The 26,807-nt window shown below is 68.3% G+C and carries 22 protein-coding genes; 13 read left to right on the forward strand and 9 right to left on the reverse strand.

Going from position 1 to position 26,807, the window contains the following annotated elements:
* Nucleotides 1–212 precede the first annotated feature (212 nt).
* From A3AG_RS0102070 to A3AG_RS0102080, 3 genes are all read left to right on the forward strand, one after another.
* Nucleotides 213–647 carry a membrane protein gene (locus tag A3AG_RS0102070; protein ID WP_026163868.1) on the forward strand — a complete coding sequence of 145 codons (435 nt, stop codon included), beginning with the start codon at nucleotides 213–215 and terminating at the stop codon, nucleotides 645–647.
* A gap of 130 nt (nucleotides 648–777) precedes the next feature.
* A complete protein-coding gene (locus A3AG_RS0102075) occupies nucleotides 778–1,782 on the forward strand; it encodes a homoserine kinase (protein WP_018003875.1) in 1,005 nt (334 codons plus the stop codon).
* A 5-nt stretch (nucleotides 1,783–1,787) separates the two neighbouring features.
* The gene (locus A3AG_RS0102080) at nucleotides 1,788–2,594 is read left to right on the forward strand and encodes a BPSS1780 family membrane protein (protein ID WP_018003876.1); all 807 of its coding nucleotides are present in this window, start codon (nucleotides 1,788–1,790) and stop codon (nucleotides 2,592–2,594) included.
* Between the two features lie 72 nt (nucleotides 2,595–2,666).
* Here the strand turns inward: A3AG_RS0102080 and A3AG_RS0102085 are convergent, their stop codons facing one another.
* Nucleotides 2,667–5,015 carry a UvrD-helicase domain-containing protein gene (locus tag A3AG_RS0102085; protein WP_018003877.1) on the reverse strand — a complete coding sequence of 783 codons (2,349 nt, stop codon included), beginning with the start codon at nucleotides 5,013–5,015 and terminating at the stop codon, nucleotides 2,667–2,669.
* Nucleotides 5,016–5,267: 252 nt separating this feature from the next.
* Between A3AG_RS0102085 and A3AG_RS0102090 the strand changes: the two genes are divergently transcribed.
* Together A3AG_RS0102090 and galU are read left to right on the forward strand one after the other, a co-directional pair.
* Nucleotides 5,268–8,135, forward strand: coding sequence for a valine--tRNA ligase (locus A3AG_RS0102090; protein WP_018003878.1), 2,868 nt, complete (start codon nucleotides 5,268–5,270; stop codon nucleotides 8,133–8,135).
* 139 nt (nucleotides 8,136–8,274) lie between these two features.
* The gene (gene galU, locus A3AG_RS0102095; RefSeq protein ID WP_018003879.1) at nucleotides 8,275–9,165 is read left to right on the forward strand and encodes a UTP--glucose-1-phosphate uridylyltransferase GalU; all 891 of its coding nucleotides are present in this window, start codon (nucleotides 8,275–8,277) and stop codon (nucleotides 9,163–9,165) included.
* 97 nt (nucleotides 9,166–9,262) lie between these two features.
* On the opposite strand, the gene A3AG_RS0102100 is transcribed toward galU, so the two are convergent.
* The 6 genes from A3AG_RS0102100 to A3AG_RS0102125 all read right to left on the reverse strand — a co-directional run bounded on the left by A3AG_RS0102100 (nucleotide 9,263) and on the right by A3AG_RS0102125 (nucleotide 13,679).
* Nucleotides 9,263–9,490, reverse strand: coding sequence for a sulfurtransferase TusA family protein (locus A3AG_RS0102100; RefSeq protein WP_010813669.1), 228 nt, complete (start codon nucleotides 9,488–9,490; stop codon nucleotides 9,263–9,265).
* 52 nt (nucleotides 9,491–9,542) lie between these two features.
* Entirely contained in the window at nucleotides 9,543–10,127 is a 585-nt protein-coding gene (locus tag A3AG_RS0102105; protein WP_018003880.1) for an NUDIX hydrolase, read from the reverse strand.
* Nucleotides 10,128–10,180: 53 nt separating this feature from the next.
* A complete protein-coding gene (locus A3AG_RS0102110; RefSeq protein WP_018003881.1) occupies nucleotides 10,181–11,212 on the reverse strand; it encodes a threonine aldolase family protein in 1,032 nt (343 codons plus the stop codon).
* A 28-nt stretch (nucleotides 11,213–11,240) separates the two neighbouring features.
* A complete protein-coding gene (locus tag A3AG_RS0102115) occupies nucleotides 11,241–11,429 on the reverse strand; it encodes a 4-oxalocrotonate tautomerase (protein ID WP_012353493.1) in 189 nt (62 codons plus the stop codon).
* 57 nt (nucleotides 11,430–11,486) lie between these two features.
* A complete protein-coding gene (locus A3AG_RS0102120) occupies nucleotides 11,487–12,260 on the reverse strand; it encodes a class II aldolase/adducin family protein (RefSeq protein WP_018003882.1) in 774 nt (257 codons plus the stop codon).
* 132 nt (nucleotides 12,261–12,392) lie between these two features.
* Entirely contained in the window at nucleotides 12,393–13,679 is a 1,287-nt protein-coding gene (locus A3AG_RS0102125; RefSeq protein WP_018003883.1) for a YbfB/YjiJ family MFS transporter, read from the reverse strand.
* 132 nt (nucleotides 13,680–13,811) lie between these two features.
* Between A3AG_RS0102125 and A3AG_RS0102130 the strand changes: the two genes are divergently transcribed.
* The 3 genes from A3AG_RS0102130 to A3AG_RS0102140 all read left to right on the forward strand — a co-directional run bounded on the left by A3AG_RS0102130 (nucleotide 13,812) and on the right by A3AG_RS0102140 (nucleotide 17,008).
* Nucleotides 13,812–14,711, forward strand: coding sequence for a LysR substrate-binding domain-containing protein (locus tag A3AG_RS0102130; RefSeq protein ID WP_018003884.1), 900 nt, complete (start codon nucleotides 13,812–13,814; stop codon nucleotides 14,709–14,711).
* 84 nt (nucleotides 14,712–14,795) lie between these two features.
* The gene (locus A3AG_RS0102135) at nucleotides 14,796–16,241 is read left to right on the forward strand and encodes an NfeD family protein (protein ID WP_018003885.1); all 1,446 of its coding nucleotides are present in this window, start codon (nucleotides 14,796–14,798) and stop codon (nucleotides 16,239–16,241) included.
* A gap of 2 nt (nucleotides 16,242–16,243) precedes the next feature.
* On the forward strand, nucleotides 16,244–17,008 hold the full coding sequence (locus A3AG_RS0102140) for a slipin family protein (RefSeq protein WP_018003886.1): 765 nt from the start codon (nucleotides 16,244–16,246) through the stop codon (nucleotides 17,006–17,008).
* Nucleotides 17,009–17,116: 108 nt separating this feature from the next.
* Here the strand turns inward: A3AG_RS0102140 and alaS are convergent, their stop codons facing one another.
* Nucleotides 17,117–19,741, reverse strand: a complete 2,625-nt coding sequence (alaS, locus tag A3AG_RS0102145; RefSeq protein ID WP_018003887.1) for an alanine--tRNA ligase — start codon at nucleotides 19,739–19,741, stop codon at nucleotides 17,117–17,119.
* Between the two features lie 296 nt (nucleotides 19,742–20,037).
* On the opposite strand from alaS, the gene A3AG_RS0102150 reads away from it, so the two are divergent.
* The 3 genes from A3AG_RS0102150 (at nucleotide 20,038) to A3AG_RS0102160 (ending at nucleotide 22,858) form a co-directional block, all read left to right on the forward strand.
* Nucleotides 20,038–21,258 carry a CaiB/BaiF CoA transferase family protein gene (locus tag A3AG_RS0102150; RefSeq protein WP_018003888.1) on the forward strand — a complete coding sequence of 407 codons (1,221 nt, stop codon included), beginning with the start codon at nucleotides 20,038–20,040 and terminating at the stop codon, nucleotides 21,256–21,258.
* A gap of 123 nt (nucleotides 21,259–21,381) precedes the next feature.
* Nucleotides 21,382–21,837: a DUF2214 family protein gene (locus A3AG_RS0102155; protein ID WP_018003889.1), complete on the forward strand. Its 456-nt coding sequence runs from the start codon at nucleotides 21,382–21,384 to the stop codon at nucleotides 21,835–21,837.
* 28 nt (nucleotides 21,838–21,865) lie between these two features.
* Entirely contained in the window at nucleotides 21,866–22,858 is a 993-nt protein-coding gene (locus A3AG_RS0102160; protein WP_018003890.1) for a Bug family tripartite tricarboxylate transporter substrate binding protein, read from the forward strand.
* 235 nt (nucleotides 22,859–23,093) lie between these two features.
* Here A3AG_RS0102160 and A3AG_RS0102165 read toward each other — a convergent pair whose 3' ends face one another.
* Nucleotides 23,094–24,884: a potassium/proton antiporter gene (locus tag A3AG_RS0102165; protein ID WP_018003891.1), complete on the reverse strand. Its 1,791-nt coding sequence runs from the start codon at nucleotides 24,882–24,884 to the stop codon at nucleotides 23,094–23,096.
* 392 nt (nucleotides 24,885–25,276) lie between these two features.
* Here A3AG_RS0102165 and A3AG_RS0102170 point away from each other — a divergent pair, with 392 nt between their 5' ends.
* A complete protein-coding gene (locus A3AG_RS0102170) occupies nucleotides 25,277–25,738 on the forward strand; it encodes a tripartite tricarboxylate transporter TctB family protein (RefSeq protein WP_012353504.1) in 462 nt (153 codons plus the stop codon).
* Between the two features lie 13 nt (nucleotides 25,739–25,751).
* The coding region (locus A3AG_RS0102175) for a tripartite tricarboxylate transporter permease (RefSeq protein ID WP_018003892.1) at nucleotides 25,752–26,807 on the forward strand (1,056 nt) is incomplete at its 3' end.

Raw genomic sequence — 26,807 nt, forward strand, 5'->3', positions numbered from 1 at the left:
CCCGGGCTTGCCGGGGCGCCGCGGCCACGCATGCGCCACCCGGCGCCGTGGCGCAGGTGCCCCCCGGGGCACGGCGGCGGCCTGTGCGGGACAGGAATTGCTAGAATGGAACCTGTCCGTCTGCCACGCCCGGCGCCACCGGGTTGCAGTCCAACCGCCGCATGCCGCGGCGCTGCGTGCCGCTTGCGCCGCAGCCCGCACAGGAGCACCTGATGACCTCCCCTTCTCCCGTCCGCCCGGTCCGGTCCACGCGCGCAGCCGCCGTGGCCGGCGAGCCTGAATCGCCTGCCAGGCGGCCCGTGTCCGGCCTGGCCGCGGCAGTGGCCGCCGCTCTGGCGCTGGCGTCCGGCTGGGCCGTCGCGCAGGAAAGCAATGCGCTGACCCAGCAGGAGCTGAACCAGATCAACAACCAGCCGATCGCCCCGGCCGCCAGGTCGCAGCTGAACCAGCCGCGCCAGCCGAGCTTCCAGCTGAACGAACGCGATGGCACCCAGGTGCGCGAGTACCGCGACAAGGGACGCGCCACCGATATCCAGGTCAGGTCGGGCTTCGGCACCAGGTACGAGATGAGCAAGCCGGAAGACAGCTCGCCCAAGATCCGCGAGCATGACGTCAACCGCGTGCCTTCGGTCAACCTGAAGTTCTGAACCCGCTTGCCCACGGCCCGGCCTTGGATGCCGGGCCGCGCCGGCCCTCCGGCAGTCATGCCGCGGCGGCGGCCCGGACTTTGTCCGGAACTCGCGCCCGCCGCTTTCCGATTCGCATCACACAACAAGTATGGCCGTATTCACCACGGTCTCGCAGGACGAGATCGCACGCTGGCTGCTGGATTTCGACCTTGGCGAAGTGCGCGACCTGCGCGGCATCGCCTCGGGCATCGAGAACAGCAATTTCTTCCTCACCATGGAGCACGCGGGGCAGACGCGCCAGTACGTGCTGACCATCTTCGAGCGGCTGTCGTTCGCGCAGCTGCCCTATTACCTGCACCTGATGGCGCACCTGGCCGAGCGCGGCATCCGCGTGCCCGCGCCGATCCCGGCGCGCGACGGCGAGATCCTGCGCCCGCTCAAGGGCAAGCCCGCCACCATCGTCACGCGCCTGCCCGGCGCGTCGCAGCTGGCGCCGGACGCGCAGCACTGCGCCGAAGTCGGCGACATGCTGGCGCGCATGCACCTGGCCGGCGCCGACTATCCGCGCCGCCAGCCCAACCTGCGCAGCCTGCCGTGGTGGCAGCAGACCGAGCGCGAGATCCTGCCCTTTCTCGATGCCGGCCAGCGCGCGCTGCTGCAACGGGAGATCGCCCACCAGGCGGCGTTCTTCGCCAGCGCGGCGTACGCCAGCCTGGGCGAGGGCCCGTGCCACTGCGACCTGTTCCGCGACAACGCGTTGTTCGAGGAAGACGCCAGCGGCCGCCACCGTCTGGGCGGCTTCTTCGATTTCTACTTCGCCGGCAACGACAAGTGGCTGTTCGACCTGGCGGTCACCGTCAACGACTGGTGCATCGACCTCGCCAGCGGCGAACTCGACCCGGCACGCGCGCAGGCGCTGCTGCGGGCTTATCATGCGGTCAGGCCTCTGACCGGGACCGAGGCCGCGCACTGGCAGGACATGCTGCGCGCGGGCGCGCTGCGCTTCTGGGTGTCGCGGCTGTGGGACTTCTACCTGCCGCGCGAGGCGGACATGCTGCAGCCGCACGATCCGACCCATTTCGAACGCATCCTGCGCCGGCGCCTGGACGCACAACCCGCGAACCCCGAGAGCGCCCCGCTCCCCTGGATCTGACCCGTATGCAACTACTGGAAGTCCCTGCCAAGGAAGGCTACACCTGGTTCCGCCAGGGCATCTGGCTGTTCCGCAAGAACCCGCTGACCTTCCTGATGCTGCTGTTCGTCTACCTGATCGCCGCGCAGCTGGCCATCGTGGTGCCGCTGATCGGCATCATCGCGCTGCTGGTGGTCACGCCCGGGCTGTCGGTCGGCGTGATGACCGCCTGCCGCGACGTGATCCAGAACAAGCGGGTGCTGCCCACCGTGCTGCTGGCGGGCTTCCGCGCCAACGGCAAGGAGGCCACGCGCAACCTGCTGGTGCTGGGCGGCATCTACGCCGGGCTGGTGTTCATTCTTGGCCTGATCGCCGGCGCGGTGGTCGACATGAGCGCGCTGGTGCCGATCGTGCTGAAGGAAGAGGCGCCGACCGCCGAGGCGGTGCGCCAGCTGTACTACGCCATGCTGATCGGCGCGCTGCTGTACACGCCGATCGCGATGATGTTCTGGTTCGCACCGCTGCTGGCCGCCTGGCACGGCGTGCCGCCGGTCAAGGCGCTGTTCTTCAGCTGGACCGCATGCTGGCGCAACCGCGGCGCGTTCTTTACCTACGCGGTGCTGTTCGCGATGCTGCTGGTGGCGATCCCGTTCTTCCTGGAGGCGGTGTTCAGCGCCTTCGGCGCCGAGACGGTGCTGTCGTTCCTGGTCACGCCGTATTCGCTGCTGATGCTGGCGATCCTGTATTGCTCGTTCTATGCGACGTACCGCGGCTGCTTCAACGTGACCCCGCCGGGGGTCGAGCCGGCGGCGCCGGCGGCGCCGGGCGCCTGACGACAGGCGCTTGGGTACTCCCTCTCCCGCTTGCGGGAGAGGGGCGCGAGCAGTACGCATGGTCCCTCTGCCTCAATCAATCGCGTCCAGCTTCGCCACCGCCAGCGCCAGCCACTTGGCGCCATGCCGCTTGAAGTTGATATTGGCGCGCGCATCGGCGCCCTCGCCTTCCAGCGCGGTGATCACGCCTTCGCCGAACTTGTTGTGGAACACCGACTGGCCGACGCGGAAGCCGGTGCCGGCCTCGCGCCTGGCATCGGCATAGCCGTTGCCGTTGTCCATGCCGCCGGTCGGCCTGGTGCCGGTATAAGGCACGTCCTCGGGCTTGCGGAACCAGTCGCGGCCCCAGGCATTGTCGCGCTCCTGGCGGCGCACGCCGCCGTAGCTCTGCGCCGGCGGGGTCAGCCATTTGAGCGCGGCCTCGGGCAGTTCCTCGAAGAAGCGCGAGCGCACGTGGTAGCGGGTCTGGCCGTGCAGCATGCGGCTTTGCGCGAACGACATGTAGAGCCGCTTGCGCGCGCGCGTGATCGCCACGTACATCAGGCGGCGCTCTTCCTCCAGGCCGTCGGGATCCATCATGCTGTTCTCGTGCGGGAACAGCCCTTCTTCCAGGCCGCTGATGAAGACCACGTCGAACTCCAGCCCCTTGGCCGCGTGCACGGTCATCATCTGCACCGCGTCCTGGCCGGCCTGGGCCTGGTTGTCGCCGGCCTCGAGCGAAGCGTGGGTCAGGAACGCGACCAGCGGCGTCATCACCACCGGCAGCGCCTCGGGGTCGAGCAGCTGCTGTGACTGGTCGCCATCGGCCAGCACCGGCGTAGCGGGCCCGCGCCCGGCCGGGATCACCGCGGCCAGCGCTTCCAGGCCGTAACCCTCCTCGACCACGAAGGCCTGCGCCGCGGTCACCAGTTCCTGCAAGTTCTCGATGCGGTCCTGGCCCTCTTTCTCGCCCTGGTAATGCGTGATCAGGCCGCTGTGGTTGATCACGTATTCGACGGTCTCGGCCAGCGTCAGCCGGCGCGTGTCCTCGCGCATCTTGTCGATCAGCCGCGTGAACGCGGCCAGCTTGCTGCCGGCCGCGCCGGGCACGTAGGCCACCGCCTCGGCCAGCGCGCAGTCATACTGGCGCGCCATGTCCTGCAGCACTTCGAGCGAGCGCGCGCCGATGCCGCGCGCCGGGAAGTTGACCACGCGGCCGAAGGCGGCGTCGTTGCGCGGGTTCTCCAGCAACTGCAGGTAGGCCAGCGCGTGCTTGATTTCGGCGCGCTCGAAGAAGCGCAGGCCGCCGTACACGCGGTACGGGATGCCGGCCGAGAACAGCGCGTGCTCGATCACGCGCGACTGCGCGTTGCTGCGGTACAGGATGGCGATCTCGGCGCGGCTGGCGCCCTGCGCGATCTGGTCGCGGATTTCCTCGATGATCCAGGCGGCTTCCTGCCCGTCCGAGCCGCCCTGGAACACGCGCACCGGCTCGCCGTGGCCGGCGTCGGTGCGCAGGTTCTTGCCGAGGCGGCGCGCGTTGTGCGAGATCAGGTGGTTGGCCGAATCCAGGATATGCCCGTGCGAGCGGTAGTTCTGCTCCAGCTTGATCAGCCGGCGCACGCGGAACTCATGCTCGAAGTCGCGCATGTTGCCGACATTGGCGCCACGGAAGGCGTAGATACTCTGGTCGTCGTCGCCCACGGCGAAGACCGCCGCCGGGTTCTGCGTGCCATGGCCGGCCAGCAGCTTGAGCCACTGGTACTGCAGCACGTTGGTGTCCTGGAACTCGTCGACCAGCACATGGCGGAAGCGGTGCTGGTAGTGCTGGCGGATGGCGTCGTTGTAGCGCAGCAGCTCGTAGCAGCGCAGCAGCAGCTCGGCGAAGTCGACCACGCCCTCGCGCTGGCATTGCATGTCGTAGGCGGCGTAGAGGTCGACGAAGCGCTTGTTGAAATCGTCGTTGGCCTCGACGTCGGCCGGGCGCAGGCCCTGCTCCTTGGCGTTGTTGATGAAGTACTGCAGGTTCTTGGCCGGGTACTTCTCGTCGTCGACGTTGAGCGACTTGAGCAGCCGCTTCAGCGCCGAGAGCTGGTCCTGGCTGTCGAGGATGGCGAAGGTCTGGGGCAGCCCGGCGTCGCGGAAATGCGCGCGCAGCATGCGGTTGCACAGGCCATGGAAGGTGCCGATCCACATGCCGCGGGTATTGATCGGCAGCATCGACTGCAGCCGCGTCTGCATTTCCTTCGACGCCTTGTTGGTAAAGGTCACCGCCAGGATGCCCGCCGGCGAGACCCGGCCGTTCTGCAGCAGCCAGGCAATGCGCGTGGTCAGCACGCGGGTCTTGCCGCTGCCCGCGCCCGCCAGGATCAGCGCCGGTTCGTCGGGCAGGGTGACGGCGGCTAGTTGTTCGGCGTTCAGGTTGGCGAGCAGGTCGGACATCGGAAAGGCCTAATGGAATCGCCGCAATTATACCGGGGGGCCCTGTTCCATAAATCACATCCGGCCTCGCGCCGGCGCGCGCTCACTGGGCGCGGCCGCCCGGCTCCGGCCACGAAATAGGCACCGGCCGCCCGCCCCCGTATAATTTGTGGTTTCACTGGCGCCAGGCCGGCCCTCGCAGGCCGCCAGCGACCGCCAGGCGCAGGGCACCGCACCTGCCACGCATCCCGACGCCAACCTCGACATCCCAGCATGACCGCCCAAGACCAATCGCTTGCCAAGAGCTTCGAACCCGCCGCCATCGAGGCGAAATGGGGCCCCGAGTGGGAGAAGCGCGGCATCGCCAAGCCGACCTTCGACCCCGCCCGCCCGGACTTCGCGATCCAGCTGCCGCCGCCCAATGTGACCGGCACGCTGCACATGGGCCATGCCTTCAACCAGACCATCATGGACGGCCTGGCCCGCCACGCGCGCATGCTGGGCGCCAACACGCTGTGGGTGCCGGGCACCGACCACGCCGGCATCGCCACCCAGATCGTGGTGGAGCGCCAGCTCGAAGGCCAGGGCGTGTCGCGCCATGACCTCGGCCGCGAGAAGTTCACCGAGAAGGTGTGGGCCTGGAAGGAAGAGTCGGGCTCGACCATCACGCGCCAGGTGCGGCGCATGGGCGCGTCGATCGACTGGAGCCGCGAGTACTTCACCATGTCGCCGGAGATGTCGAAGGCGGTCACCGAAGTCTTCGTGCGGCTGTACGAGCAGGGCCTGATCTACCGCGGCAAGCGCCTGGTCAACTGGGATCCGGTGCTGGGCACCGCGGTGTCGGACCTGGAAGTCGACAGCGTCGAGGAAGAAGGCTCGCTGTGGCACATCCGCTATCCGCTGGTCGAGGCGGACGCCAAGGGCGGCCTGACCCACCTGACCGTGGCCACCACGCGCCCGGAAACCATGCTCGGCGACGTCGCCGTGATGGTGCATCCGGAAGACGAGCGCTACGCGCACCTGATCGGCAAGTCGGTGCACCTGCCGCTGACCGGCCGCCAGATCCCGGTGATCGCCGACGAATACGTCGACCGCGAGTTCGGCACCGGCGTGGTCAAGGTGACCCCGGGCCATGACTTCAACGACTATGCGGTGGGCCTGCGCCACAACCTGCCGCAGCTGTCGATCCTGACGCTGGACGCGAAGATCGTTGCCGACGCCCCCGCCGCCTATGCCGGCCTGGACCGCTTCGATGCGCGCAAGGCCATTGTCGACGACCTCGACAAGCAGGGCCTGCTGGAAGACGTCAAGAAGCACAAGCTGATGACCCCGCGCAGCGAGCGCACCGGCAGCGCGATCGAGCCGATGCTGACCGACCAGTGGTTCGTCGCCATGAGCAAGCCGGCGCCGGAAGGCACCTTCTACCCTGGCCGCTCGATCGCCGAGGTGGCGCTCGAAGCCGTGCAGAGCGGCGAGATCAAGCTGGTGCCGGAGAACTGGATCAGCACCTACAACCAGTGGCTGGGCAATATCCAGGACTGGTGCATCTCGCGCCAGCTGTGGTGGGGCCACCAGATCCCGGCGTGGTACGACGATGCCGGCAACTGCTTCGTCGGCCGCACCGAGGAAGAAGCCGCCGCCAAGGCGCGGGCCGCCGGCAGCACCGGCGCGCTGCGCCGCGAGGAAGACGTGCTCGACACCTGGTTCTCGTCGGCGCTGGTGCCCTTCTCCTCGCTGGGCTGGCCTGAAGAAACGCCCGAGCTGAAGCACTTCCTGCCGTCGTCGGTGCTGGTCACCGGCTACGACATCATCTTCTTCTGGGTGGCGCGCATGGTCATGATGACCAAGCACTTCACCGGCAAGGTGCCCTTCCACACCGTCTACGTGCACGGCCTGGTGCGCGATTCGGAAGGCAAGAAGATGAGCAAGTCCGAGGGCAACACGCTCGACCCGGTCGACCTGATCGACGGCATCGACCTCGACACGCTGCTGAAGAAGCGCACCACCGGCCTGCGCCGGCCCAAGGACGCGCCCAAGATCGAGAAGAAGACGAAGAAGGAATTCCCCGACGGCATTCCGGCCTTCGGCGCCGACGCGCTGCGCTTCACCTTCGCCTCGCTGGCCACGCTCGGCCGCAACATCAACTTCGATACCGGCCGCTGCGAGGGCTATCGCAATTTCTGCAACAAGCTGTGGAATGCGACCCGCTTCGTGCTGATGAACACCGAGGGCCATGACTGCGGCATGGGCCCCTGCAACCAGGACTGCGGCCCGGACGGCTACCTCGATTTCTCGCAGGCGGACCGCTGGATCGTGTCGCTGCTGCAGCGCGTGGAGGCCGAGGTCGAAAAGGGCTTCGCCGAGTACCGCTTCGACAATATCGCCAACGCGATCTACAAGTTCGTCTGGGACGAGTACTGCGACTGGTACCTGGAACTGGCCAAGGTGCAGATCCAGAACGGCACCGAGGCCCAGCAGCGCGCCACCCGCCGGACCCTGCTGCGTGTGCTCGAGACCGTGCTGCGCCTGGCGCATCCGGTGATCCCGTTCATCACCGAGGAACTGTGGCAGAAGGTGGCCCCGCTGGCCGGCCGCGCCGGCGGCGATGGTGCGGAAACCATCGCATTGCAGCCTTATCCGCTGCCCGCCGTCGCCAAGATCGACGAGAATGCCGAGCAGTGGGTCGCGCGCCTGAAGGAAGTGATCGATGCCTGCCGGAACCTGCGCGGCGAGATGAACATCTCCCCGGCCCAGCGCATTCCGCTGTACGCGCAGGGCGACAGCGCCTTCCTGAAGGCGGCGAGCGCACATATCCAGGCCCTGGCGAAACTTTCGGAGGTGCGCGTCTTCGAAGATGAAGCCTCCCTGCAAGCCGAGGGCGCCGGTGCGCCGGTCGCCATTGCCGGGGGCAACCACCTGCTGCTGAAAATCGAGATCGATGTCGCCGCCGAGCGCGCGCGCCTGTCGAAGGAAGTCGAACGCATCGGTGGCGAAATCGGCAAGTGCCGCGCCAAGCTGTCGAACGAGAGCTTTGTCGCCAAGGCACCGCCCGCGGTGGTGGCGCAAGAGACGCAGCGCCTGTCCGATTTCGAACAGACGCTGGCCAAGCTGCAAGGCCAGTTGCAGCGGCTGCCAGCCTGACCCGAAGGGTCAGTCAGGCGGCCTGCATCACGCCCCTGCCGGTCGGGGGTTCTGTACGGCATCGTCGGACAGAACCGGACAGACGGCGCCCACGCCGGCTGGCAGGGTTATGGACTGGAATCTGAGAGGTACACCTGATATGGAAAATCGCGTCACCAAGGCTGTGTTCCCGGTTGCGGGCCTCGGCACCCGCTTCCTGCCAGCCACCAAGGCCAGCCCCAAGGAAATGCTTCCGGTGGTGGATAAGCCGCTGATCCAGTACGCCGTGGAAGAAGCCATGGCCGCCGGCATTACCGAGATGATCTTCGTCACGGGCCGCTCCAAACGCGCCATCGAGGACCATTTCGACAAGGCCTTCGAACTGGAAGTCGAGCTCGAAGCCAAGAACAAGCAGGCGCTGCTGGACGTGGTGCGCTCGATCAAGCCGGCCAACGTCGAGTGCTACTACGTGCGCCAGCCCGAGGCGCTGGGCCTGGGCCACGCGGTGCTGTGCGCGGCCAAGCTGGTGGGCGACACCCCGTTCGCGGTGATGCTGGCCGACGACCTGATCGACGGCAACCCGCCGGTGATGAAGCAGATGGTGGATGCCTTCAACCACTACAACTGCTCGGTGCTGGGCGTCGAGGAAATCACGCCCGAGCAGAGCCGCTCCTACGGCGTGATCGACGGCCGCGAGTGGGACGACGACGTGATCAAGGTCTCGGGCATCGTCGAGAAGCCGGCGCCGGAAGACGCACCCTCCAACCTCGGCGTGGTCGGGCGCTACATCCTGACGCCGCGCATCTTCGACCACCTGCGCGAGCTCAAGCCCGGCGCCGGCGGCGAGCTGCAGCTGACCGACGCGATCCAGTCGCTGCTGGGCCAGGAGCAGGTGCTGGCGTACCGCTACCAGGGCCGCCGCTATGATTGCGGCAGCAAGCTGGGCTACCTCAAGGCGACCGTCGAGTTCGCGCTGAAGCACCCCGAAGTGGGCACCGATTTCAGCGCGTACCTGGAATCGCGCGAACACCTGAACGGCCCGGGCCGCTGAGCCTCGCCCCCACGAAGAAAAAGCCGCTTTCGGGCGGCTTTTTCCTTATGGACGGTCGAGCGCTGCCAGTCCCGCGGGCGGGAACGGCAGCAGGCCGTCAACGACGGCGCATGTAGAACACGAATACCTTGTCCACTTCCGAGTGCGACAGCAGCTCGTTGCCGGTCTGCTTGGCAAAGGCCTGGAAATCGCGCGTGGCGCCGGGATCGGTGGCCAGCACCTTGAGCACGTCGCCGCTGGCCATGTCGGCCAGGGCCTTCTTGGTGCGCAGGATCGGCAGCGGGCAGTTCAGGCCGCGGGCATCCACTTCTTTCTGGAACTCCATTCGTCTCTTCCTCTGATGCTTGGGGGCTGGAGGCCGGCTAGAAAAACCGGCCTTACCAGCGGTATTGTAGCGAAGCCCCGACCTGGCTGAAGTCGTGGGGACGGCGCGGGTCCGGAATGTCGGCGCCGGTCTGGCGATCGAAGAAGCGCACCGGGTAGCCGCGCGCGGCAAGCCAGTCGGCCACCGCGAAGCCGGTCCCGGCCGACCACACCCGCACGTCTTCGGGCGCCACCAGCTTGTACTCGGCCAGTTCCTCCGACAGTTCGACGGTGCCGGTCGCCTTGACGTGATAGGCGATGATCAGCTCGTTCTTGCGCATGAACTCGTAGACGCCGATCAGCGCGACCGACTCGGTATCGAGGTTGGTCTCTTCCTTCAGTTCGCGCGCCACGCCCAGTTCGGGCGGCTCGTCGCGCTCCAGGAAGCCCGTCACCAGCGCAAACATCTTCTCCGGCCACGCGGCGTTGCGCGCCAGCAGCAGCTTGTCCTGGTATTCGACCACCGCCGCCAGCACCGGCAGGGGATTGTTCCAGTGCACGAAGCCGCAGTCCTGCTGCACGCAGGCGTGGCGTTCGCGCCCGGACAGCGGCAGCAGCTCGAGCGGCGCGCCGCACTGCGGGCAGAATCGGTAGCTCATGGGGGCTCCTGGGTCTCGTCGTTATCAGTTTGAGTAGGCGAATTTGGCCCCGCTCATGCGCCGCAGGCGGCGCGCATGTCGGCGGCCAGCGCCTCCACGGTCTGCGGCTGCAGGTCCCACGAACACATGAAACGGCAGCCGCCCGCGCCGATAAAGGTGTAGAAGCGCCAGCCCTTTGCGCGCAGCGCCTCGATCGCCGGCAGCGGCAGCTCGGCGAAGACCGCATTGGATTGCGTCGGGAACATGATGCGCACGCCCGGGATCTCGCGGATGCGCTGCTGCAGCCGTTGCGCCATCGCATTGGCATGGCGCGCGTTGGCCAGCCACACGTCGTTCTCGAGCAAACCCAGCCACGGCGCGGAGATAAAGCGCATCTTCGACGCCAGCTGTCCGGCCTGCTTGACGCGGTAGGCAAAGTCCTCAGCCAGGCGGCGGTCGAAGAACACCACTGCCTCGCCCACCGGCAGGCCGTTCTTGGTGCCGCCGAAGCACAGCACGTCGACGCCCGCGCGCCAGGTGATCTCGGACGGAAGCACGCCCAGCGACGCCACTGCATTGGCAAAGCGCGCGCCGTCCATGTGCACGCGCAGCTGCCGGCGCTTGGCGATGGCGGCGATCGCGCGCACTTCTTCCACGCTGTAGACGGTGCCGACTTCGGTCGACTGCGTCAGCGACACCACCTTGGGCTTGGGGTAATGGATGTCGGCGCGGCGCGTGACCAGCGCCTCGACCGCATCGGGCGTGAGCTTGCCGTGCTCGCCCGGCGCGGTCAGCAGCTTGGAGCCGTTGGAGAAGAACTCCGGCCCGCCGCATTCGTCGGTCTCGATATGCGCCAGCTCGTGGCAGATCACCGAGTGGTACGACTGGCACAGCGCCGACAGCGCCAGCGAGTTGGCCGCCGTGCCGTTGAACACGAAGAACACTTCGCAATCGGTCTGGAACAGGTCGCGGATGCGGTCGCAGACCTTCTGCGTCCAGCTGTCGTCGCCATAGGCCTGCTCATGGCCGCTGCCGTTGGCTTCCAGGAAATATTTGAGCGATTCCGGGCAGAAGCCGGCGTAGTTGTCAGAGGCGAAGTGTTGCATGGTGTTCAGTGTGGAGCGGGCTGGCGCCTTACTTCTTGTCGGCCCACAGCTCGCCGCCGGTGGCCCAGTTCTCGCGCTTGATGTCGGTAATGATGATGTCGACCGCCGACGGCGAGCAGCCCAGCGTTTCGCAGCTGACGCGGGTCACTTCCTCGACAAACTTGCGCTTCTGCTCGATGGTGCGGCCTTCAAACATTTCGACGTGGAAAGTGGGCATTCATGGCTCCTGTGCTTGATGATTGTTGTGATCCGGGCGGGGCAACGTCGTCCCCGTTCAGTCCCGATAGGAAGGATCGATTCTATCCAGTTTGCGCAGCAGCGCGGGCCATTCCAGCACGCCTTCGATCGCGCCATCGTCGTAGAGCTGCGCGGAGGTCTGGTCCGCCACCGCGGCGTCGGGCTGCACCAGCGCGCCGCCCGCCTGCGCCGCGATCTGGACCTCGCAGGCCTTGATCAGCGTCGCCATCAGCACATAGGCTTCGGCCACGGTGCGGCCCACCGTCAGCGTGCCGTGGTTGCGCAACAGCATGGCCGGATGCGCCCCCAGCGATGCGGTCAGGCGCGCGCCCTCGGCCGGGGTAAAGGCCAGGCCCTCGTAGTCGTGGTACGCGATGCGGCCATGGAAACGCATGGCGTGCTGCGACAGCGGCAGCAACCCCGCCGCCTGCGCCGACACCGCGATGCCGGCGGTGTTATGCAGGTGCATCACGCACATCGCGTCGGCGCGCGCGGCATGCACCGCGGCGTGCAGTGCGAAGCCGGTGACGTTGACCGGGTGCACCGTCTCGCCGACCACCTCGCCGCGGCCGTTGATCTTGACCAGGTCGCTGGCGCGGATCTCGTCGAAGGCAAAGCCGAAGGGATTGATCAGGAAGTGGTCCGGCTCGCCCGGCACCGTGGCCGAGATATGGGTGTAGATCAGGTCATCCCAGCGCTCGCGCGCGGCCAGGCGATAGGCCGCGGCCAGGTCGACGCGCACGCGCTGCTCTTCGGCTGAAACGGGATCGGAAGCGCCCGCGGCGCGCGCGGGCTGCAAGGCAAAAGACATGGGGTCGCTCCTGCGCCGCCCGGTCTGGCGTGCCGGGTACGGCCCGGCCTTCTGTGCCGCGCCGCGGACCGCGATGCCGGCAATCCCGGCCGCAGCTCCTCGCGCGGCGCGCCGGACGGCAAAGACGATACTTTAGCGCACCTGGGCGCCCGGGCTCAGGCCGGTCCCGGCCGCCGGCAGCGGCCACGCGCGGCGCATCCAGGCGAACACCAGCGCGCCCAGCGCCAGTGCCGCGGCGGCGCACGCCAGCGAACCGGCAAAGCCGCCGCTGCGTGCCACCAGCGCAGTCGCCAGCGGCGGCCCGGCGATCTGGCCGAGGCCATAGGATGCGGTCATCAGCCCCATCAGCCGGGGCGCCTGCGGCCCCCACAGCCGCCGCGCCTCGCGCATCGCGAACGCCACCAGCGCGGTGAACGGCAGGCCCGCCAGCAGGCTGCTGGCGGCAAAGCCGGGCACGCTCGGCAATACCACCGCGATCGCCACGCCCAGCGCCTGCATGCCGTACAGCAGCGCCAGCAGCTTGCGGTTGTCGTGCGCCATGCCGACCCGCGTCGCCAGCAACGCGCCCACCGCCACGCCCGCGCCGAAGATCGGCCAGAACAGGTCGGCCCATACCGTGCCGGGCAGCGCTTGGCGCGCGATCACGGGCAGGAAGGTCGCGGTGATGATGTAGCCGAAGCCGGCCAGGCCGTAGGCCAGGGTCAGGGCGCAGGTCTGGGCATCGAGCCGCGCCGTGCCGGCAGCGGCTTCGGCATCGGCGGCACCGGCCGGCGGCGCCGCTGCCCCCACGGCGGCCGGCGCGACGAAAATCCGCCAGACCGCGGCCGCCAGCACCACCGCCAGCGCGGTGAAGGCGAGCCAGCCATGGTCCGCATGCCAGCCCGCGCCGACCATGCCGGACGCGCCCAGCCCGGTGACCACGATACCCACGCCCGGGCCGCAGAAGATCAGCCCGCCCAGCTCGGGCCGGCCCAGCTCGGCCAGCCGCTGCAGGCACCAGGCCGCGGTGTAGACCATTGCCACGGCGCTGACGACGCCCGCGGCGGCGCGCCACAGCGACCACGCCGGCATGCCGCCCGGCAAGGCCATGCCCAGTGTCAGCAGCACCGTGGCCACCAGGCCCCAGCGCACCATGCGCGCCGCATCGGGCCGGATAAACATGCACACCGCGGCGCCGACGAAGTAGCCGATGTAGTTCACCGTCGCCAGCCAGCCGCCCTGGTCCAGCGTGACGATGCCGTCATGCAGCATCATCGGCAGCAGTGGCGTGAAAGCGAAGCGGCCGATGCCCATCACCACCGCCAGCGACACCAGGCCGGCCAGCGCCACCGCCAATGGCCCGGCCGCGCGACGCGGCGGCGCGGCGGCCGCCACGCGCGCGGCGGGGTGTTCGGGCTCGAGGGGGCGGGGGATCGGCATGAGGAATGGACCGGTGGTGGCAGCGGTTGCACTGCGATTTCTGTATGCTACGCTGCCATAAGCATCTTGAAACATGAATTATCAAGATGCCATCCATCCTGAAATCTGATGAATAACCGTGGGGAGCAGGCCATGGATCTTGCCGCGCTCGAGATTTTCCGCGCCGTCGTCGAAGCCGGCGGCGTCACCCGCGCGGCCGAGCGGCTGCACCGGGTGCAGTCCAATGTCACCACCCGTATCCGCCAGCTGGAGCAGTCGCTGGGCGTCGAGCTGTTCGTGCGCGACGGCCGGCGCATGGTGCTGACGCCGTCGGGCCAGACCCTGTTCGACTATGCCTGCCGCATCCTGACCCTGACCGAAGAGGCGCGCCACGCGGTGCTGCCGGCGCGCCCGCACGGCCGCCTGCGCATCGCGTCGATGGAAAGCACCGCCGCGAGCCGCCTGCCGCAGGTGCTGGCCGCGTATCACCAGGCCTGGCCCGAGGTGCAGCTGGAACTGGTGACGCTGGCCACGCGGCAGGCGTTCGACGCGCTGGCGCGCTTCGAGGTGGACTGCGCCTTTGTCGCCGAGCCGCTGGCCGACCCGGCGCTGCGGGCCGTGCCGGTGTTCGAGGAAGAGCTGGTGGTGATCACGCGCGAGCACCATCGCCCGGTGCGCGGCGCGGCCGACCTGGAAGTGCCGACCCTGCTGGCGTTCGAGCCGGGCTGCAACTACCGCGCGCGGCTCGAGACCTGGTACGGCAGCGGCCCCGCGCCGACGCCGCGCGTGCTGCAGCTCAGCTCCTACCATGCCATCGTCGCCTGCGTCGCGGCCGGCATCGGCGCGGCGATCGTGCCGCGCTCGGTGCTGGGCCTGTACCGCGACCTGCCCGCCATCCGGCAGCACAGCCTGGGCGCGGCGGGCCGGGTGCGCACGCTGCTGGCGTGGCAACCGTCGATGGCCAGCGCCGCGCTGCATGCGCTGGTCGCGGCCCTGCCCGAACTCACCCCCGCACCGCCCGGCTCGGCCGGACCCGAACTGGCGGCAGCCTGAGCTGCGCGGCCACGTGCAAGATGTGCCCGGTGGCCTACACTTGAAGTGGCGTCACCACGGCACCTTGCCTGCCCTGCTCCTGCCATGAACCCTGCCACCGCGTTGCTGCGGGCCTTCCGGCTGCTGTCCAGCCTGGCGCTGGCATGCTGCGCGCTTGCCTTCGGCAGCAGCGCCGCGGCCCCGCCGACGGCCACGACCACGGCTACCGCGCCGGTGTACGTGATCCCGCTGAAAGGCGCGGTCAGCCCGGCCAGCGCCAGCTTTATCCTGCGCGGCATGGCGCGCGCGCGCGAAGCCGGCGCGCAGCTGGTGGTGCTGGAAATGGACACGCCCGGCGGGCTGGATGCGTCGATGCGCGACATCATCCAGGCGATCCTGGCCTCGCCGGTGCCGGTGGCCAGCTATGTCTCGCCCGGCGGCGCGCGGGCGGCCAGCGCCGGCACCTACATCCTCTATGCCAGCCACCTCGCGGCGATGGCGCCGGGCACCAACCTGGGCGCGGCGACGCCGGTGCAGGTCGGCATCGGCGGGCCGCAGAAGCCGGAGTCCCTGCCCGGCGCGCGTCCCGCCTCGGCGCCCGCCAGCGAACCCGCCTCGGGCGACACCATGGCGCGCAAGCAGATGCACGATGCCTCGGCCTATATCCGCGGCCTGGCGCAGCTGCGCGGGCGCAACGCCGAATGGGCCGAGCGCGCGGTGCGCGAATCGGTCAGCCTGTCGGCCGACGAGGCGCTGGCGCAGCGTGTCATCGATGTGGTCGCGCCAGACCTGCCGGCGCTGCTGCGCCAGCTCGACGGGCGCAAGCTGACCACCGCCGGCGGCAAGGCCAGCACGCTGCAGACGCGCAACGCCCCCGCGGTGACGCTGGAGCCGGACTGGCGCAACCGCTTCCTGGCGGTGCTCACCGATCCCAGCGTGGCGCTGTTGCTGATGATGATCGGCATCTACGCGCTGATCTTCGAGTTTTCCACGCCGGGCATGGTGGTGCCCGGCATCGTCGGCGCGATCTGCCTGCTGCTGGCGCTGTTCGCGCTGCACATGCTGCCGGTCAACTATGCCGGGCTGGCGCTGGTGGCGCTGGGCATCGGCTGCATGGTGGCGGAGCTGTTCCTGCCCACCTTCGGCGCGCTCGGGGTGGGCGGCATCGTCGCCTTCGCCTTCGGCGCGGTGATGCTGATCGATACCGACGTGCCCGGCTTCGGCGTGCCGCTGCCGATGGTGGCGGCAATGTCGGCGCTGTCCGCGGTGTTCGTGTTCGGCATGTCGGCGATGCTGGTGCGCTCGCGCAAGCGGCCGGTGGTCAGCGGTGCCGACACGCTGGTCGGCAGCCGCGGCGAACTGCTCGATGACCTGCGCGAGGAAGGCTGGGCCAGCGTGCGTGGCGAGACCTGGCGGGTGCACAGCGCCACGCCGCTGGCGCGCGGCACGCCGGTGCTGGTCACCGGGCGCAGTGGCCTGGTGCTCGAAGTGATCGCCGCCGGCAGTGCGCCGGCCTCCTCTTCCCAACCGACCCCTGACAAGGGAGCCTGACCATGGCCTACGGATTCAGCTTCGGCGGTGTGATCTTCCTGCTGGCACTGCTGGTGATCACCTCGTTCCGCGTGCTGCGCGAATACGAACGCGGCGTGGTGTTCATGCTCGGGCGTTTCTGGAAGGTCAAGGGCCCCGGGCTGGTACTGCTGATCCCGGCGGTGCAGCAGATGGTCCGGGTCGACCTGCGCACGGTGGTGATGGACGTGCCGCCGCAGGACGTGATCTCGCGCGACAACGTCTCGGTCAAGGTCAATGCGGTGGTGTACTTCCGCGTGGTCGATCCCGAACTGGCGATCATCCAGGTAGCGAACTTCCTCGAGGCCACCAGCCAGCTGGCGCAGACCACGCTGCGCTCGGTGCTGGGCAAGCACGAGCTGGACGAGATGCTGGCCGAGCGCGAGAAGCTGAATCTCGACATCCAGCAGGCGCTGGACGCGCAGACCGACGGCTGGGGCATCAAGGTCTCGAACGTCGAGATCAAGCACGTCGACCTCAACGAGACCATGGTCCGCGCCATCGCCCGCCAGGCCGAAGCCGAACGCGAGCGGCGCGCCAAGGTGATCCATGCCGAAGGCGAGCTGCAGGCCTCGGAGAAGCTGCTGGAGGCGGCGCAGATGCTGGCGCGGCAGCCGCAGGCGATGCAGCTGCGCTACATGCAGACGCTGACGCAGATCGCGGGGGACAAGAGCTCGACCATCGTGTTTCCGCTGCCGATCGATTTGCTGACGACGCTGGGCGGCGGCAAGGGAACACCGGAAAAGTAAAAAAGCATGAAGGGCGCCGGGGCGCCCTTCATGCTTTTGTGACAACGTGGCCTCGACCGAGGGTGTACTCCCTCTCCCGCTTGCGGGAGAGGGAGTACACCCTGCCGATCAAACCTTGCTGGCCACCCACTCGCTGACACCAGCCAGCGCCTGCGGCAGCTTGGCCGGCTCGGTGCCGCCGGCCTGCGCCATGTCGGGACGGCCGCCACCCTTGCCACCCACCTGCTGGGCGACAAAGTTGACCAGCTCGCCAGCCTTGACCTTGCCGGTGGCATCGGCGGTGACGCCGGCGATCAGGCTGACCTTGCCGTCGGCGACCGCGCCCAGCACGATGGCGGCGCTCTGCAGCTTGTCCTTGAGCTTGTCCATGGTCTCGCGCAGGGTCTTCAAGTCGGCGCCGTCCAGCTGCGCGGCCAGCACCTTCAGGCCCTTGACGTCGACAGCCTGCGCCGCCAGCTCGTCGCCCTGCGACGCGGCCAGCTTGCTCTTCAGGCGCTCGAGTTCCTTCTCGAGCGCGCGCACCTGCTCCTGCACCTGGCCGATGCGCGGCACCAGCTCGGACGGCTGCGCCTTGAGCACGGCGGCGGCTTCGTTCAGCCTGGCGTCCAGGCCCTGCAGGTAGTGCAGCGCGTTGTCGCCGGTAATGGCTTCGACGCGGCGGATGCCGGCGGCGACGCCGCCTTCCATCACGATCTTGAACAGGCCGATATCGCCGGTGCGGTGCACGTGGGTGCCGCCGCACAGTTCCTTCGAGGTGCCGATCGACAGCACGCGCACGTCATCGGCGTACTTCTCGCCGAACAGCGCCATCGCGCCGCTCTTGACCGCGTCGTCGAACGGCATGATCTCGGCGTGCGTGTCTTCGTTGCGCAGGATCTCGGCGTTGACGATCTCTTCGACCTGGCGGATCTGCGCGTCGGTCAGCGCGGCGTTGTGCGAGAAATCGAAGCGGGTCTTGTCCGCGTCGACCAGCGAGCCCTTCTGCTGCACGTGGCTGCCCAGCACTTCGCGAAGGGCCTTGTGCATCAGGTGGGTGGCCGAGTGGTTGCGCACGGTGCGCGCGCGGCGCAGCGCGTCGACCTGCGCGGACACGCCATCGCCGACCTTGAGCGCGCCGCCCTGCAGCGTGCCCTGGTGGCCGAACACGTCGGCCTGGATCTTGGTGGTGTCGGCCACCACGAACACGACATTGCCGGCCTGCAGCACGCCCTGGTCGCCGGCCTGGCCGCCGGACTCGGCGTAGAACGGGGTGTTATCCAGCACCACCACGCCGGTCTGGCCGGGCTGCATGGTGTCGACCGCGGCGCCATCCACATACAGCGCGGTGACCGTGGCCCGCGGCAGTTCCAGCTTCTCGTAGCCGTGGAACACGGTCTTGTCGCCGGTGTACTCCAGGCCGGCGGCCATCTTGAACTTGCCGGCGGCGCGCGCCTGCTCGCGCTGGCGGTTCATGGCGGCATCGAAGGCGGCCTCGTCCACGCCGATTTCCTGCTCGCGGCACACGTCCTGGGTCAGGTCCAGCGGGAAGCCGAAGGTGTCGTGCAGCTTGAAGGCGAGTTCGCCGTCCAGCGTCTTGCCGCCCTTGAGCTTCAGGTCGGCCAGCGCGGCGTCGAGGATGGCCATGCCGTTCTCGATGGTCTCGAAGAAGCGCTCTTCCTCGGCCTTCAGCACTTCGGTCACGCGCGACTGCGCCTCGGCCAGCTCCGGATAGGCCTGGCCCATCTGCTCGACCAGGTCCGGCACCAGCTTGTGGAAGAACGGGGTCTTCTGGCCCAGCTTGTAGCCGTGGCGGATGGCGCGGCGGATGATCCGGCGCAGCACGTAGCCGCGGCCTTCGTTGCCCGGGATCACGCCGTCGACAATCAGAAACGCGCACGCGCGGATATGGTCGGCGATGACCTTCAGCGAGTTCTGGTTCAGGTTGTCGATATGGGTTTCGCGCGCGGCGGCCTTGATCAGCGCCTGGAACAGGTCGATCTCGTAATTGCTGTGCACATGCTGCAGCACCGCGGCGATGCGCTCCAGGCCCATGCCGGTGTCGACACACGGCTTGGGCAGCGGCGTCATGTTGCCCTGCTCGTCGCGGTTGAACTGCATGAACACCAGGTTCCACACCTCGATGTAGCGGTCGCCGTCTTCTTCGGGCGATCCCGGCGGGCCGCCCCACACGTCGGGGCCGTGGTCATAGAAGATTTCCGAGCACGGGCCGCACGGGCCGGTGTCGGCCATCTGCCAGAAGTTGTCCGACGCGTAGCGCGCGCCCTTGTTGTCGCCGATGCGCACGATGCGCTCGGCCGGCACGCCCACTTCCCTGGCCCAGATGTCGTAGGCCTCGTCGTCTTCCGCATAGACCGTTACCCACAGCTTCTCTGCCGGCAGCTGGTAGGTCTTGGTCAGCAGTTCCCATGCGTACTGGATCGCCTCGCGCTTGAAGTAGTCGCCAAACGAGAAGTTGCCCAGCATCTCGAAGAAGGTGTGATGGCGGGCGGTGTAGCCCACGTTCTCGAGGTCGTTGTGCTTGCCGCCGGCACGCACCGAGCGCTGCGCCGAGGTGGCGCGGCTGTAGGGGCGCTTGTCGGTGCCGAGGAACACGTCCTTGAACTGCACCATGCCGGAATTGGTGAACAGCAGCGTCGGGTCGTTCGCCGGCACCAGGCTGGACGAGCGGACCACGGTATGGCCCTTCGATTCGAAGAACTGCAGGAACTTGCTGCGAATGTCTGAGACTTTCATGGGATGGCGGACGCTTGTCCCGGCGTGGCCGGGCGCGACGAATCAGTTTGGGATTTGCAAACCGTTGATTATACGGGCAAGGCAGGCCATCGGGCAGGTCGGCCACGGCGCCGCGGAAGCGGCCGGCTATCGCCCTGAATCCCATTGCCGCAAGATACTCTTAAATCACTTACGACGGCAGCGCCGGACTGCCGGTGGTACAGTGCAGCCAACCCGCGCCGCCCCCTTTTCCGGGGCTTGCCGACCACCCACATTCCGGATCCGATCCCCGCCTTACCTCTGCCTCGAATACCGCCATGGGAGCCTTAAGCCATCTCCGCGTCCTCGACCTGACCCGCGTGCTCGCCGGGCCGTGGTGCGCCCAGAACCTTGCCGACTTCGGCGCCGACGTGATCAAGATCGAGCGTCCCGGCGCCGGCGACGACACCCGCACCTGGGGCCCGCCCTGGCTCAAGGACGAAGACGGCCGCGACACCGCCGAGGCCGCCTACTACCTGGCCGCCAACCGCAACAAGCGCTCGGTGACGTGCGACATCAGCACCCCGGAAGGCCAGCAGATCGTGCGCGACCTGGCCGCGCAGAGCGACGTGGTGCTGGAGAACTACAAGGTCGGCCAGCTGAAGAAATATGGCCTGGACTACGACTCGCTCAGGCAGGTCAAGCCCGACCTGATCTACTGCTCGGTCACCGGCTTCGGCCAGACCGGCCCGTACGCCGCGCGCCCGGGGTACGACTTCATCATCCAGGGCATGGGCGGCTTCATGAGCCTGACCGGCGAGCGCGACGACCTTCCCGGCGGCGGCCCGCAGAAGGCCGGCGTGGCGATTTCCGACCTGATGACCGGCCAGTACGCGACCATTGCCGTGCTGGCGGCGCTGGCGCACCGCGACCGCACCGGCGAGGGCCAGTACATCGACATGGCGCTGCTCGACGTGCAGGTGGCGATGCTGGCCAACATGAACACCAACTACCTGGCGAGCGGCGAGGCGCCGCGCCGCTGGGGCAACGCGCACCCGAACATCGTGCCCTACCAGACCTTCCAGGCCGCCGACGGCTGGATCATCGTCGCGGTCGGCAACGACGGGCAGTTCCGCAAGTTCGTCACCGACGGCGGCATGCCGGAGCTGGCCGACGACCCGCGCTTTGCCACCAACCCGCAGCGCGTGGCCAACCGCGACGTGCTGGTGCCGATCCTGGCCGGGATGGTACGCCCGCGCACCCGCGCGCAATGGATCCGCGACCTCGAGGCCGCGGGCGTGCCGTGCGGCCCGATCAACACCCTCGACGACGTGTTCGAGGACGACCAGGTCAAGGCGCGCGGCCTGCGCGTGGACCTGCCGCACCCGAGCGCGGGCGAGGTCAAGCTGGTCGGCAGCCCAATCAAGATGAGCGCTACGCCGCCGCAGGCGCTGCGCCACCCGCCGCTGCTGGGCGAGCACACCGACACCGTGCTGGCCGAGAGCCTGGGCTACAGCGCGGCGCAGATCGCCGCACTTCGCGCAAAGGGTGTGCTGTAAGATTCTCCTCCAGCCCGCGGCCGGCCAGCCGGCCGCGGGCGCTTTCCGGAAATTCAGTCCCCACTGAAGTACTTTCCGGGCCCGCGCCGCGGCGCGCGCCCGCGCAAAGCGAAGGAGAACCCCATGCTGACCGACGCCATCCTGGCCTTCCTGCATTTCCTGGCGATCTTCGTCCTGATCACGCTGATGGCGGCCGAGGCCGTGGCGCTGCGCCCGGACCTGACCCCGGCCACCGTGCGGCGCCTGTCGCTGTACGACCTGTTCTATTTCCTGTCGGCGATGCTGGCGCTGGCCACCGGCCTGCTGCGCCTGTTCTACGGCGCCAAGGGCGTGGACTTTTACCTGCACAATCCGTGGTTCCACGCCAAGATGGGCGTGTTCGTGCTGATCGCGTTGTGCTCGCTGCCGCCCACCCTTGCCATCGCGCGCTGGCGCAAGCAGGCGCGCAGGCTGCCCGATTACGTGCCGCCGCCGTCCGAGATCAAGGCGGCGCGGCGCTGGGTCATGATCGAATCGCACCTGGTGATCCTGCTGCCGCTGTGCGCCGTGATGATGGCGCGCGGCATCGGGGCCCGCTGAGCATCCCTATCCCTCTGTCCTCCGCAACATGCTGAAGAAACTGCTTGCCGCCGCGCTGACCGCGGCACTGATGCCCGCCGCGGTGGCGGCGACCAACACCTACCCCTCCAAGCCGGTTCGCTTCGTCGTGCCCTACCCGGCCGGCGGCCCGCTCGACACCGTGGCGCGCGCCATCGGCGACAAGCTGCGCGACAGCCTGGGCCAGCCCGTGATCGTGGAAAACAAGCCGGGCGCCGGCGGCAACCTGGGCGCGGACTACGTCGCCAAGCAGCCCGCCGACGGCTACACCATCGTCATGGGCGCGGTGGCCACGCACGCGATCAACCCGACGCTGTTCAGCAAGATGCCGTACGACCCCGTGAAAGACTTCGCGCCGATCACGCTGGTTGCCGACGTGCCCAACGTGCTGGTGATGCATCCGGGCAAGGCCGCCGAGCTGCAGATCCACAACGTGCGCGACCTGGTCGCCTACGCGCGCAAGCACCCCGGCAAGCTGGACTACGCCTCGGGCGGCAACGGCAGCGCCGGCCACCTGTCGGGCGAGCTGTTCAAGAGCATGGCCAGGGTCAGCATGGTCCATATCCCCTACAACGGCGCGGCGCCGGCGCAGCTGTCGGTGCTGTCGGGCCAGACCGACCTGATCTTCGACAACCTGGCCTCGGCCTCGGCCAATATCAAGGCGGGCAAGCTCAAGGCCTTCGCCGTCACCACCGCCGGCCGCGCGGCGTCGTTCCCGGAGCTGCCGACCATTGCCGAGGCCGGCAAGGGACTGGGGCTGGAAGGCTTCGACATCTCGACGTGGTTCGGCGTATTCGCCCCGGCCAACACGCCGCGCGAGATCGTCGAACGCCTCAACCACGACATCGTGGCGATCCTGAAGACCGACGACATGAAGGCCCGCCTGGCCCGCATCGGCGCCCAGCCGGCACCGACCACGCCGGAGCAGTTCGCGGCGCTGATCCAGAAGGAACTGAAGAAGTATGCGCAGATCGTGAAGGTGTCGGGAGCGAAGGTCGACTGAAGCCCAACCATCGCAGCACCAACGGTCTTGAGTGCTCCCAGGCCGCCCGAGCTGGCTAAAGCAAGGTGTTCTCCCTCTCCCCTCACGGGGAGAGGGCCGGGGTGAGGGGCGGTTTGGCGAGGCACCACACCGAGCGAAGCCTTCGGTTTTAACCCGCAAGCCTCAGCCTTCGAAACGCCTGCCCTCACCCCCGCCCCTCTCCCGCAAGCGGGAGAGGGGCGCAAACCGGCAGGGATTACGCACTTTCGCGGCTCTGCTTACTCTGTTCCCCCCGGCGCCGGCGCACCCACAGCTTCCCGCCCGAATCCCCCTCCAGCCGCGGCAGCAGCAACCCCACCTGCACGATCTGCGCGCCTTCCATGCGCGTTACCGTCAGCGGCAGCCCGGCGATTTCGACGCTGTCGCCCTCCACCGGCGGCGACGTGAACGCGCGCTGCATCGCGCTTTCCAGCGTCAGCGGTTCTTCGTCCGGCGTCAGGGCACGCGTGCCGTAGAGCGCGGCCACGTCGCGCAGCGGCGCATCGCCCGACAGCAGGAAATCGTGCGAGACCTGTTCCCAGGTGGGCGCCCGGCCCGGCGTCTGGAACAGCGCCGACAGCAGCGGCAACGAGACGGTCGGTCCCAGCACGCAGACCGCGTCGCCGGCGCGCAATACGGTCTGGCCCGGGTCGGCGAGCGCGTCGTCGCGGGCCACGGTCAGCAGGCGGCAGCGCGGCGGCAGTTCCAGCTGGTCGGCGCGCACGTTCTCGACCGGCGCGTTGGGGCCGACCTCGAACTGCATCACTTCCAGGATCGGCGCGCGCGTGCCGCGCAGGCGCGAGCGCGCCAGCGGCTCGGGGTAGCCGGGACGCAGCACGCGCGCCAGCCGCGCCGCCACCGACACCGTGGTGCCCTGGAACAGCAGGCTCGCCAGCACCACCGCAAAGGCAATGCGGAACAGCAGCCCCGACTGCGGCACCTCGCGCAACAGCGGGAACAGCGCCAGCACGATCGGCACCGCGCCGCGCAGGCCCATCCATGCGATAAAGCCGGTCTCGCGCGCATTGAAGCGGAACGGCAGCAGCGCCAGCCAGACCGCCACCGGCCGCGCCACCAGCATCAGGAACGCCGCCACCGCGACCGCGGGACCGGCGACCTCCCAGATCCGGTGCGGCGCTACCAGCAGTCCCAGCAGCAGGAACATGGCGGACTGCGCCAGCCACGCCATGCCGTCCATGGCGCGCATGGTGTCGGCGGTGACGGCGCGCTCGCGGTTGCCGATCAGCATGCCGGTCAGGTACACCGCCAGGAAGCCGCTGCCGCCGGCGCTCTGCACCATGGCAAAGACCATCGCGCCGCCCGAGCACAGCAGGATCGACTGCAGCCCTTCGGCCACGCGCGTGCGCTCCAGCACATAGGCCAGGCAATAGCCAAGCCCAAGCCCCAGCACGCCGCCCACGCCGAACTGCACCAGCAGGCGCAGCACCAGGCCCAGCGGCGTCAGGCCCCCGGGCGCGGTCAGCCATTCGATCAGCGTCAGCGTCAGGAAGATCGCCATCGGGTCGTTGATGCCGGATTCGATCTCCAGCACGCTCGCGACCCGGTCCTTCAACCGGATGCCGCTGCTGTTGAGCGTCGAGAACACCGCGGCGGCATCGGTCGAGCCGACGATGGCCCCCAGCAGCAGCCCCAGCCGCCAGTCGATGCCGAGCAGCCAGGCGGCGAATATCCCGACCAGCGCGGCCGTCACCAGCACCCCGACCGTGGCCAGCGACAGCGACGGCCTGAGCGCCACGCGGAAGGTGGCAAGGCGGGTGCGCAGGCCGCCGTCGAGCAGGATGATGGCCAGCGCCAGGTTGCCCACCAGGAAGCTGAGCCAGGTATCGGAGAAGCGGATGCCGCCGGGTCCGTCGACGCCGGCCAGCATGCCCACGGCCAGGAACACCAGCAGGAACGGCACGCCGAAGCGCGCCGAGAACGCGCCCAGCACGATGCCCAGCGACATCACGACGGCGCCGAGCAGGATGACATGGTCGATGCTTTCCAAAACGCTCCTTGTATTGCCCGGGGATTCGCCTGCCGAAACTTCCAGGACCTTTCAGGCACTTTCTGAAGCTTTCAAAACCCTTCAGAACCCCGTTGCCGTGGCGGGCCAGCGCGGCGCCCCAGACCGTCCCGGATGATAGCGCAGCGGCCCGGGCCGCTGCCCGCAAAGCCGCCTGCAGCCTGGCGCAGCGGCACTTTTAAGCGCGCCCTCACTAGGGGATACCCGAACCATGACCCCATTTGCAGACATCTGAAAGGTAGCTGAAAGGTCGCCCCCTTACCTTCCACCCTGCCCGCCGGAAGGCCTCGGAATTCGCCGCATTGGTGCAACGCAACAAAGGCAACGCTGAGGCCCGCCGCAGATTTCAAGCAGTCTTATCGAGGAGATTCACTTTGCGCATACGTAGCCAAAAGGACTTTGCCTCCGGCCTGATGTTCATCCTGGTCGGATTCGGCTTTTCCTGGGTCGCGCGCGGTTATTCCATGGGAACCGCCGCCAAAATGGGACCGGGATACTTCCCGTTCTGGCTCGGCATCGTGCTCGCCCTGCTGGGCGCGCTGGTGCTGTTCGGCTCGCTGTCGTCCAAGTCGGAAGAAGACAGCCTGGCCCGCTGGGACATCAAGACGCTGTTGTGGATCCTCGGTTCGGTGGTGCTGTTCGGGCTGCTGCTGAAGCCGCTGGGCATGGTGCTGTCGGTGCTGGTGCTGGTGCTGGTGTCGTCGATGGCCAGCCACGAGTTCAGCTGGAAGGGTGCCATCCTGAACGCCATCATCCTGGTGCTGATCAGCCTGGGCGCGTTCGTGTACGGCATCAACCTGCAGATGCCGGTGTGGCCGGCTTTCCTGGCAAGCTAAGGAGGCCGCCAACATGGAACTACTCACCAACCTGGGTCTGGGCTTCTCCACCGCCCTGACCTTCCAGAACCTCGCGTACGCCTTCCTCGGCTGCGTGCTGGGCACGCTGATCGGCGTGCTGCCGGGCCTGGGGCCGCTGGCCACCATCGCCATGCTGCTGCCGGTGACCTACACGCTGCCGCCGGTGGCCGCGCTGATCATGCTGGCCGGCATCTACTACGGCGCCCAGTACGGCGGCTCGACCACCGCCATCCTGGTGAACCTGCCCGGTGAATCGTCGTCGGTGGTGACCACCATCGATGGCTACCAGATGGCCAGACGAGGGCGAGCGGGGGTGGCGCTGGCCACCGCCGGCCTGGGCTCGTTCTTCGCCGGCTGCGTCGCCACCATGATCCTGGCCGCATTTGCCGCGCCGCTGTCGGAACTGGCGTTCAAGTTCGGTCCCGCCGAGTACTTCTCGCTGATGGTGCTGGGCCTGATCGGCGCCGTGGTGCTGGCCTCGGGCTCGCTGGTCAAGGCCATCGCCATGATCGTGCTGGGCCTGCTGCTGGGCCTGGTCGGCACCGACGTCAACTCGGGCGCCGCACGCTTCTCGTTCGACGTGCCGGAACTGACCGACGGCCTGAACTTCGTCTCGGTGGCAATGGGTATCTTCGGCTTTGCCGAAATCATCGCCAACCTGGAGCAGAAGGAACACCGCGAGACCTTCACCGACCACATCACCAACCTGTTCCCGACCAAGGACGACTTCAAGCGCATGATCCCTGCGGTGCTGCGCGGCACCGCGCTGGGCTCGGCGCTGGGCATCCTGCCGGGCGGCGGCGCCTCGCTGGCCTCGTTCGCGGCGTACTCGCTGGAGAAGAAGACCTCCAAGTATCCGCAGGAATTCGGCAAGGGCGCGATCGAGGGCGTGGCGGGTCCGGAATCGGCCAACAACGCGGCTTCGCAGACCTCGTTCATCCCGCTGCTGACGCTGGGCATTCCGCCCAACGCGGTGATGGCGCTGATGGTGGGGGCGATGACCATCCACAACATCCAGCCCGGCCCGCAGGTGATGACCAGCAACCCG

It is taken from the genome of Cupriavidus neocaledonicus (assembly GCF_000372525.1).
In the GTDB taxonomy this organism is placed as follows: Bacteria; Pseudomonadota; Gammaproteobacteria; order Burkholderiales; family Burkholderiaceae; genus Cupriavidus; species Cupriavidus neocaledonicus.

Excerpts from the sequence above, each read along its gene's own strand:
- A3AG_RS0102070 (WP_026163868.1), top strand. The coding sequence starts at position 213 with ATGACCTCCCCTTCTCCCGTCCGCCCGGTCCGGTCCACGCGCGCAGCC.
- A3AG_RS0102075 (WP_018003875.1), top strand. The coding sequence starts at position 778 with ATGGCCGTATTCACCACGGTCTCGCAGGACGAGATCGCACGCTGGCTG.
- A3AG_RS0102080 (WP_018003876.1), top strand. The coding sequence starts at position 1,788 with ATGCAACTACTGGAAGTCCCTGCCAAGGAAGGCTACACCTGGTTCCGC.
- A3AG_RS0102085 (WP_018003877.1), bottom strand. The coding sequence starts at position 5,015 with ATGTCCGACCTGCTCGCCAACCTGAACGCCGAACAACTAGCCGCCGTC.
- A3AG_RS0102090 (WP_018003878.1), top strand. The coding sequence starts at position 5,268 with ATGACCGCCCAAGACCAATCGCTTGCCAAGAGCTTCGAACCCGCCGCC.
- galU (WP_018003879.1), top strand. The coding sequence starts at position 8,275 with ATGGAAAATCGCGTCACCAAGGCTGTGTTCCCGGTTGCGGGCCTCGGC.
- A3AG_RS0102100 (WP_010813669.1), bottom strand. The coding sequence starts at position 9,490 with ATGGAGTTCCAGAAAGAAGTGGATGCCCGCGGCCTGAACTGCCCGCTG.
- A3AG_RS0102105 (WP_018003880.1), bottom strand. The coding sequence starts at position 10,127 with ATGAGCTACCGATTCTGCCCGCAGTGCGGCGCGCCGCTCGAGCTGCTG.
- A3AG_RS0102110 (WP_018003881.1), bottom strand. The coding sequence starts at position 11,212 with ATGCAACACTTCGCCTCTGACAACTACGCCGGCTTCTGCCCGGAATCG.
- A3AG_RS0102115 (WP_012353493.1), bottom strand. The coding sequence starts at position 11,429 with ATGCCCACTTTCCACGTCGAAATGTTTGAAGGCCGCACCATCGAGCAG.
- A3AG_RS0102120 (WP_018003882.1), bottom strand. The coding sequence starts at position 12,260 with ATGTCTTTTGCCTTGCAGCCCGCGCGCGCCGCGGGCGCTTCCGATCCC.
- A3AG_RS0102125 (WP_018003883.1), bottom strand. The coding sequence starts at position 13,679 with ATGCCGATCCCCCGCCCCCTCGAGCCCGAACACCCCGCCGCGCGCGTG.
- A3AG_RS0102130 (WP_018003884.1), top strand. The coding sequence starts at position 13,812 with ATGGATCTTGCCGCGCTCGAGATTTTCCGCGCCGTCGTCGAAGCCGGC.
- A3AG_RS0102135 (WP_018003885.1), top strand. The coding sequence starts at position 14,796 with ATGAACCCTGCCACCGCGTTGCTGCGGGCCTTCCGGCTGCTGTCCAGC.
- A3AG_RS0102140 (WP_018003886.1), top strand. The coding sequence starts at position 16,244 with ATGGCCTACGGATTCAGCTTCGGCGGTGTGATCTTCCTGCTGGCACTG.
- alaS (WP_018003887.1), bottom strand. The coding sequence starts at position 19,741 with ATGAAAGTCTCAGACATTCGCAGCAAGTTCCTGCAGTTCTTCGAATCG.
- A3AG_RS0102150 (WP_018003888.1), top strand. The coding sequence starts at position 20,038 with ATGGGAGCCTTAAGCCATCTCCGCGTCCTCGACCTGACCCGCGTGCTC.
- A3AG_RS0102155 (WP_018003889.1), top strand. The coding sequence starts at position 21,382 with ATGCTGACCGACGCCATCCTGGCCTTCCTGCATTTCCTGGCGATCTTC.
- A3AG_RS0102160 (WP_018003890.1), top strand. The coding sequence starts at position 21,866 with ATGCTGAAGAAACTGCTTGCCGCCGCGCTGACCGCGGCACTGATGCCC.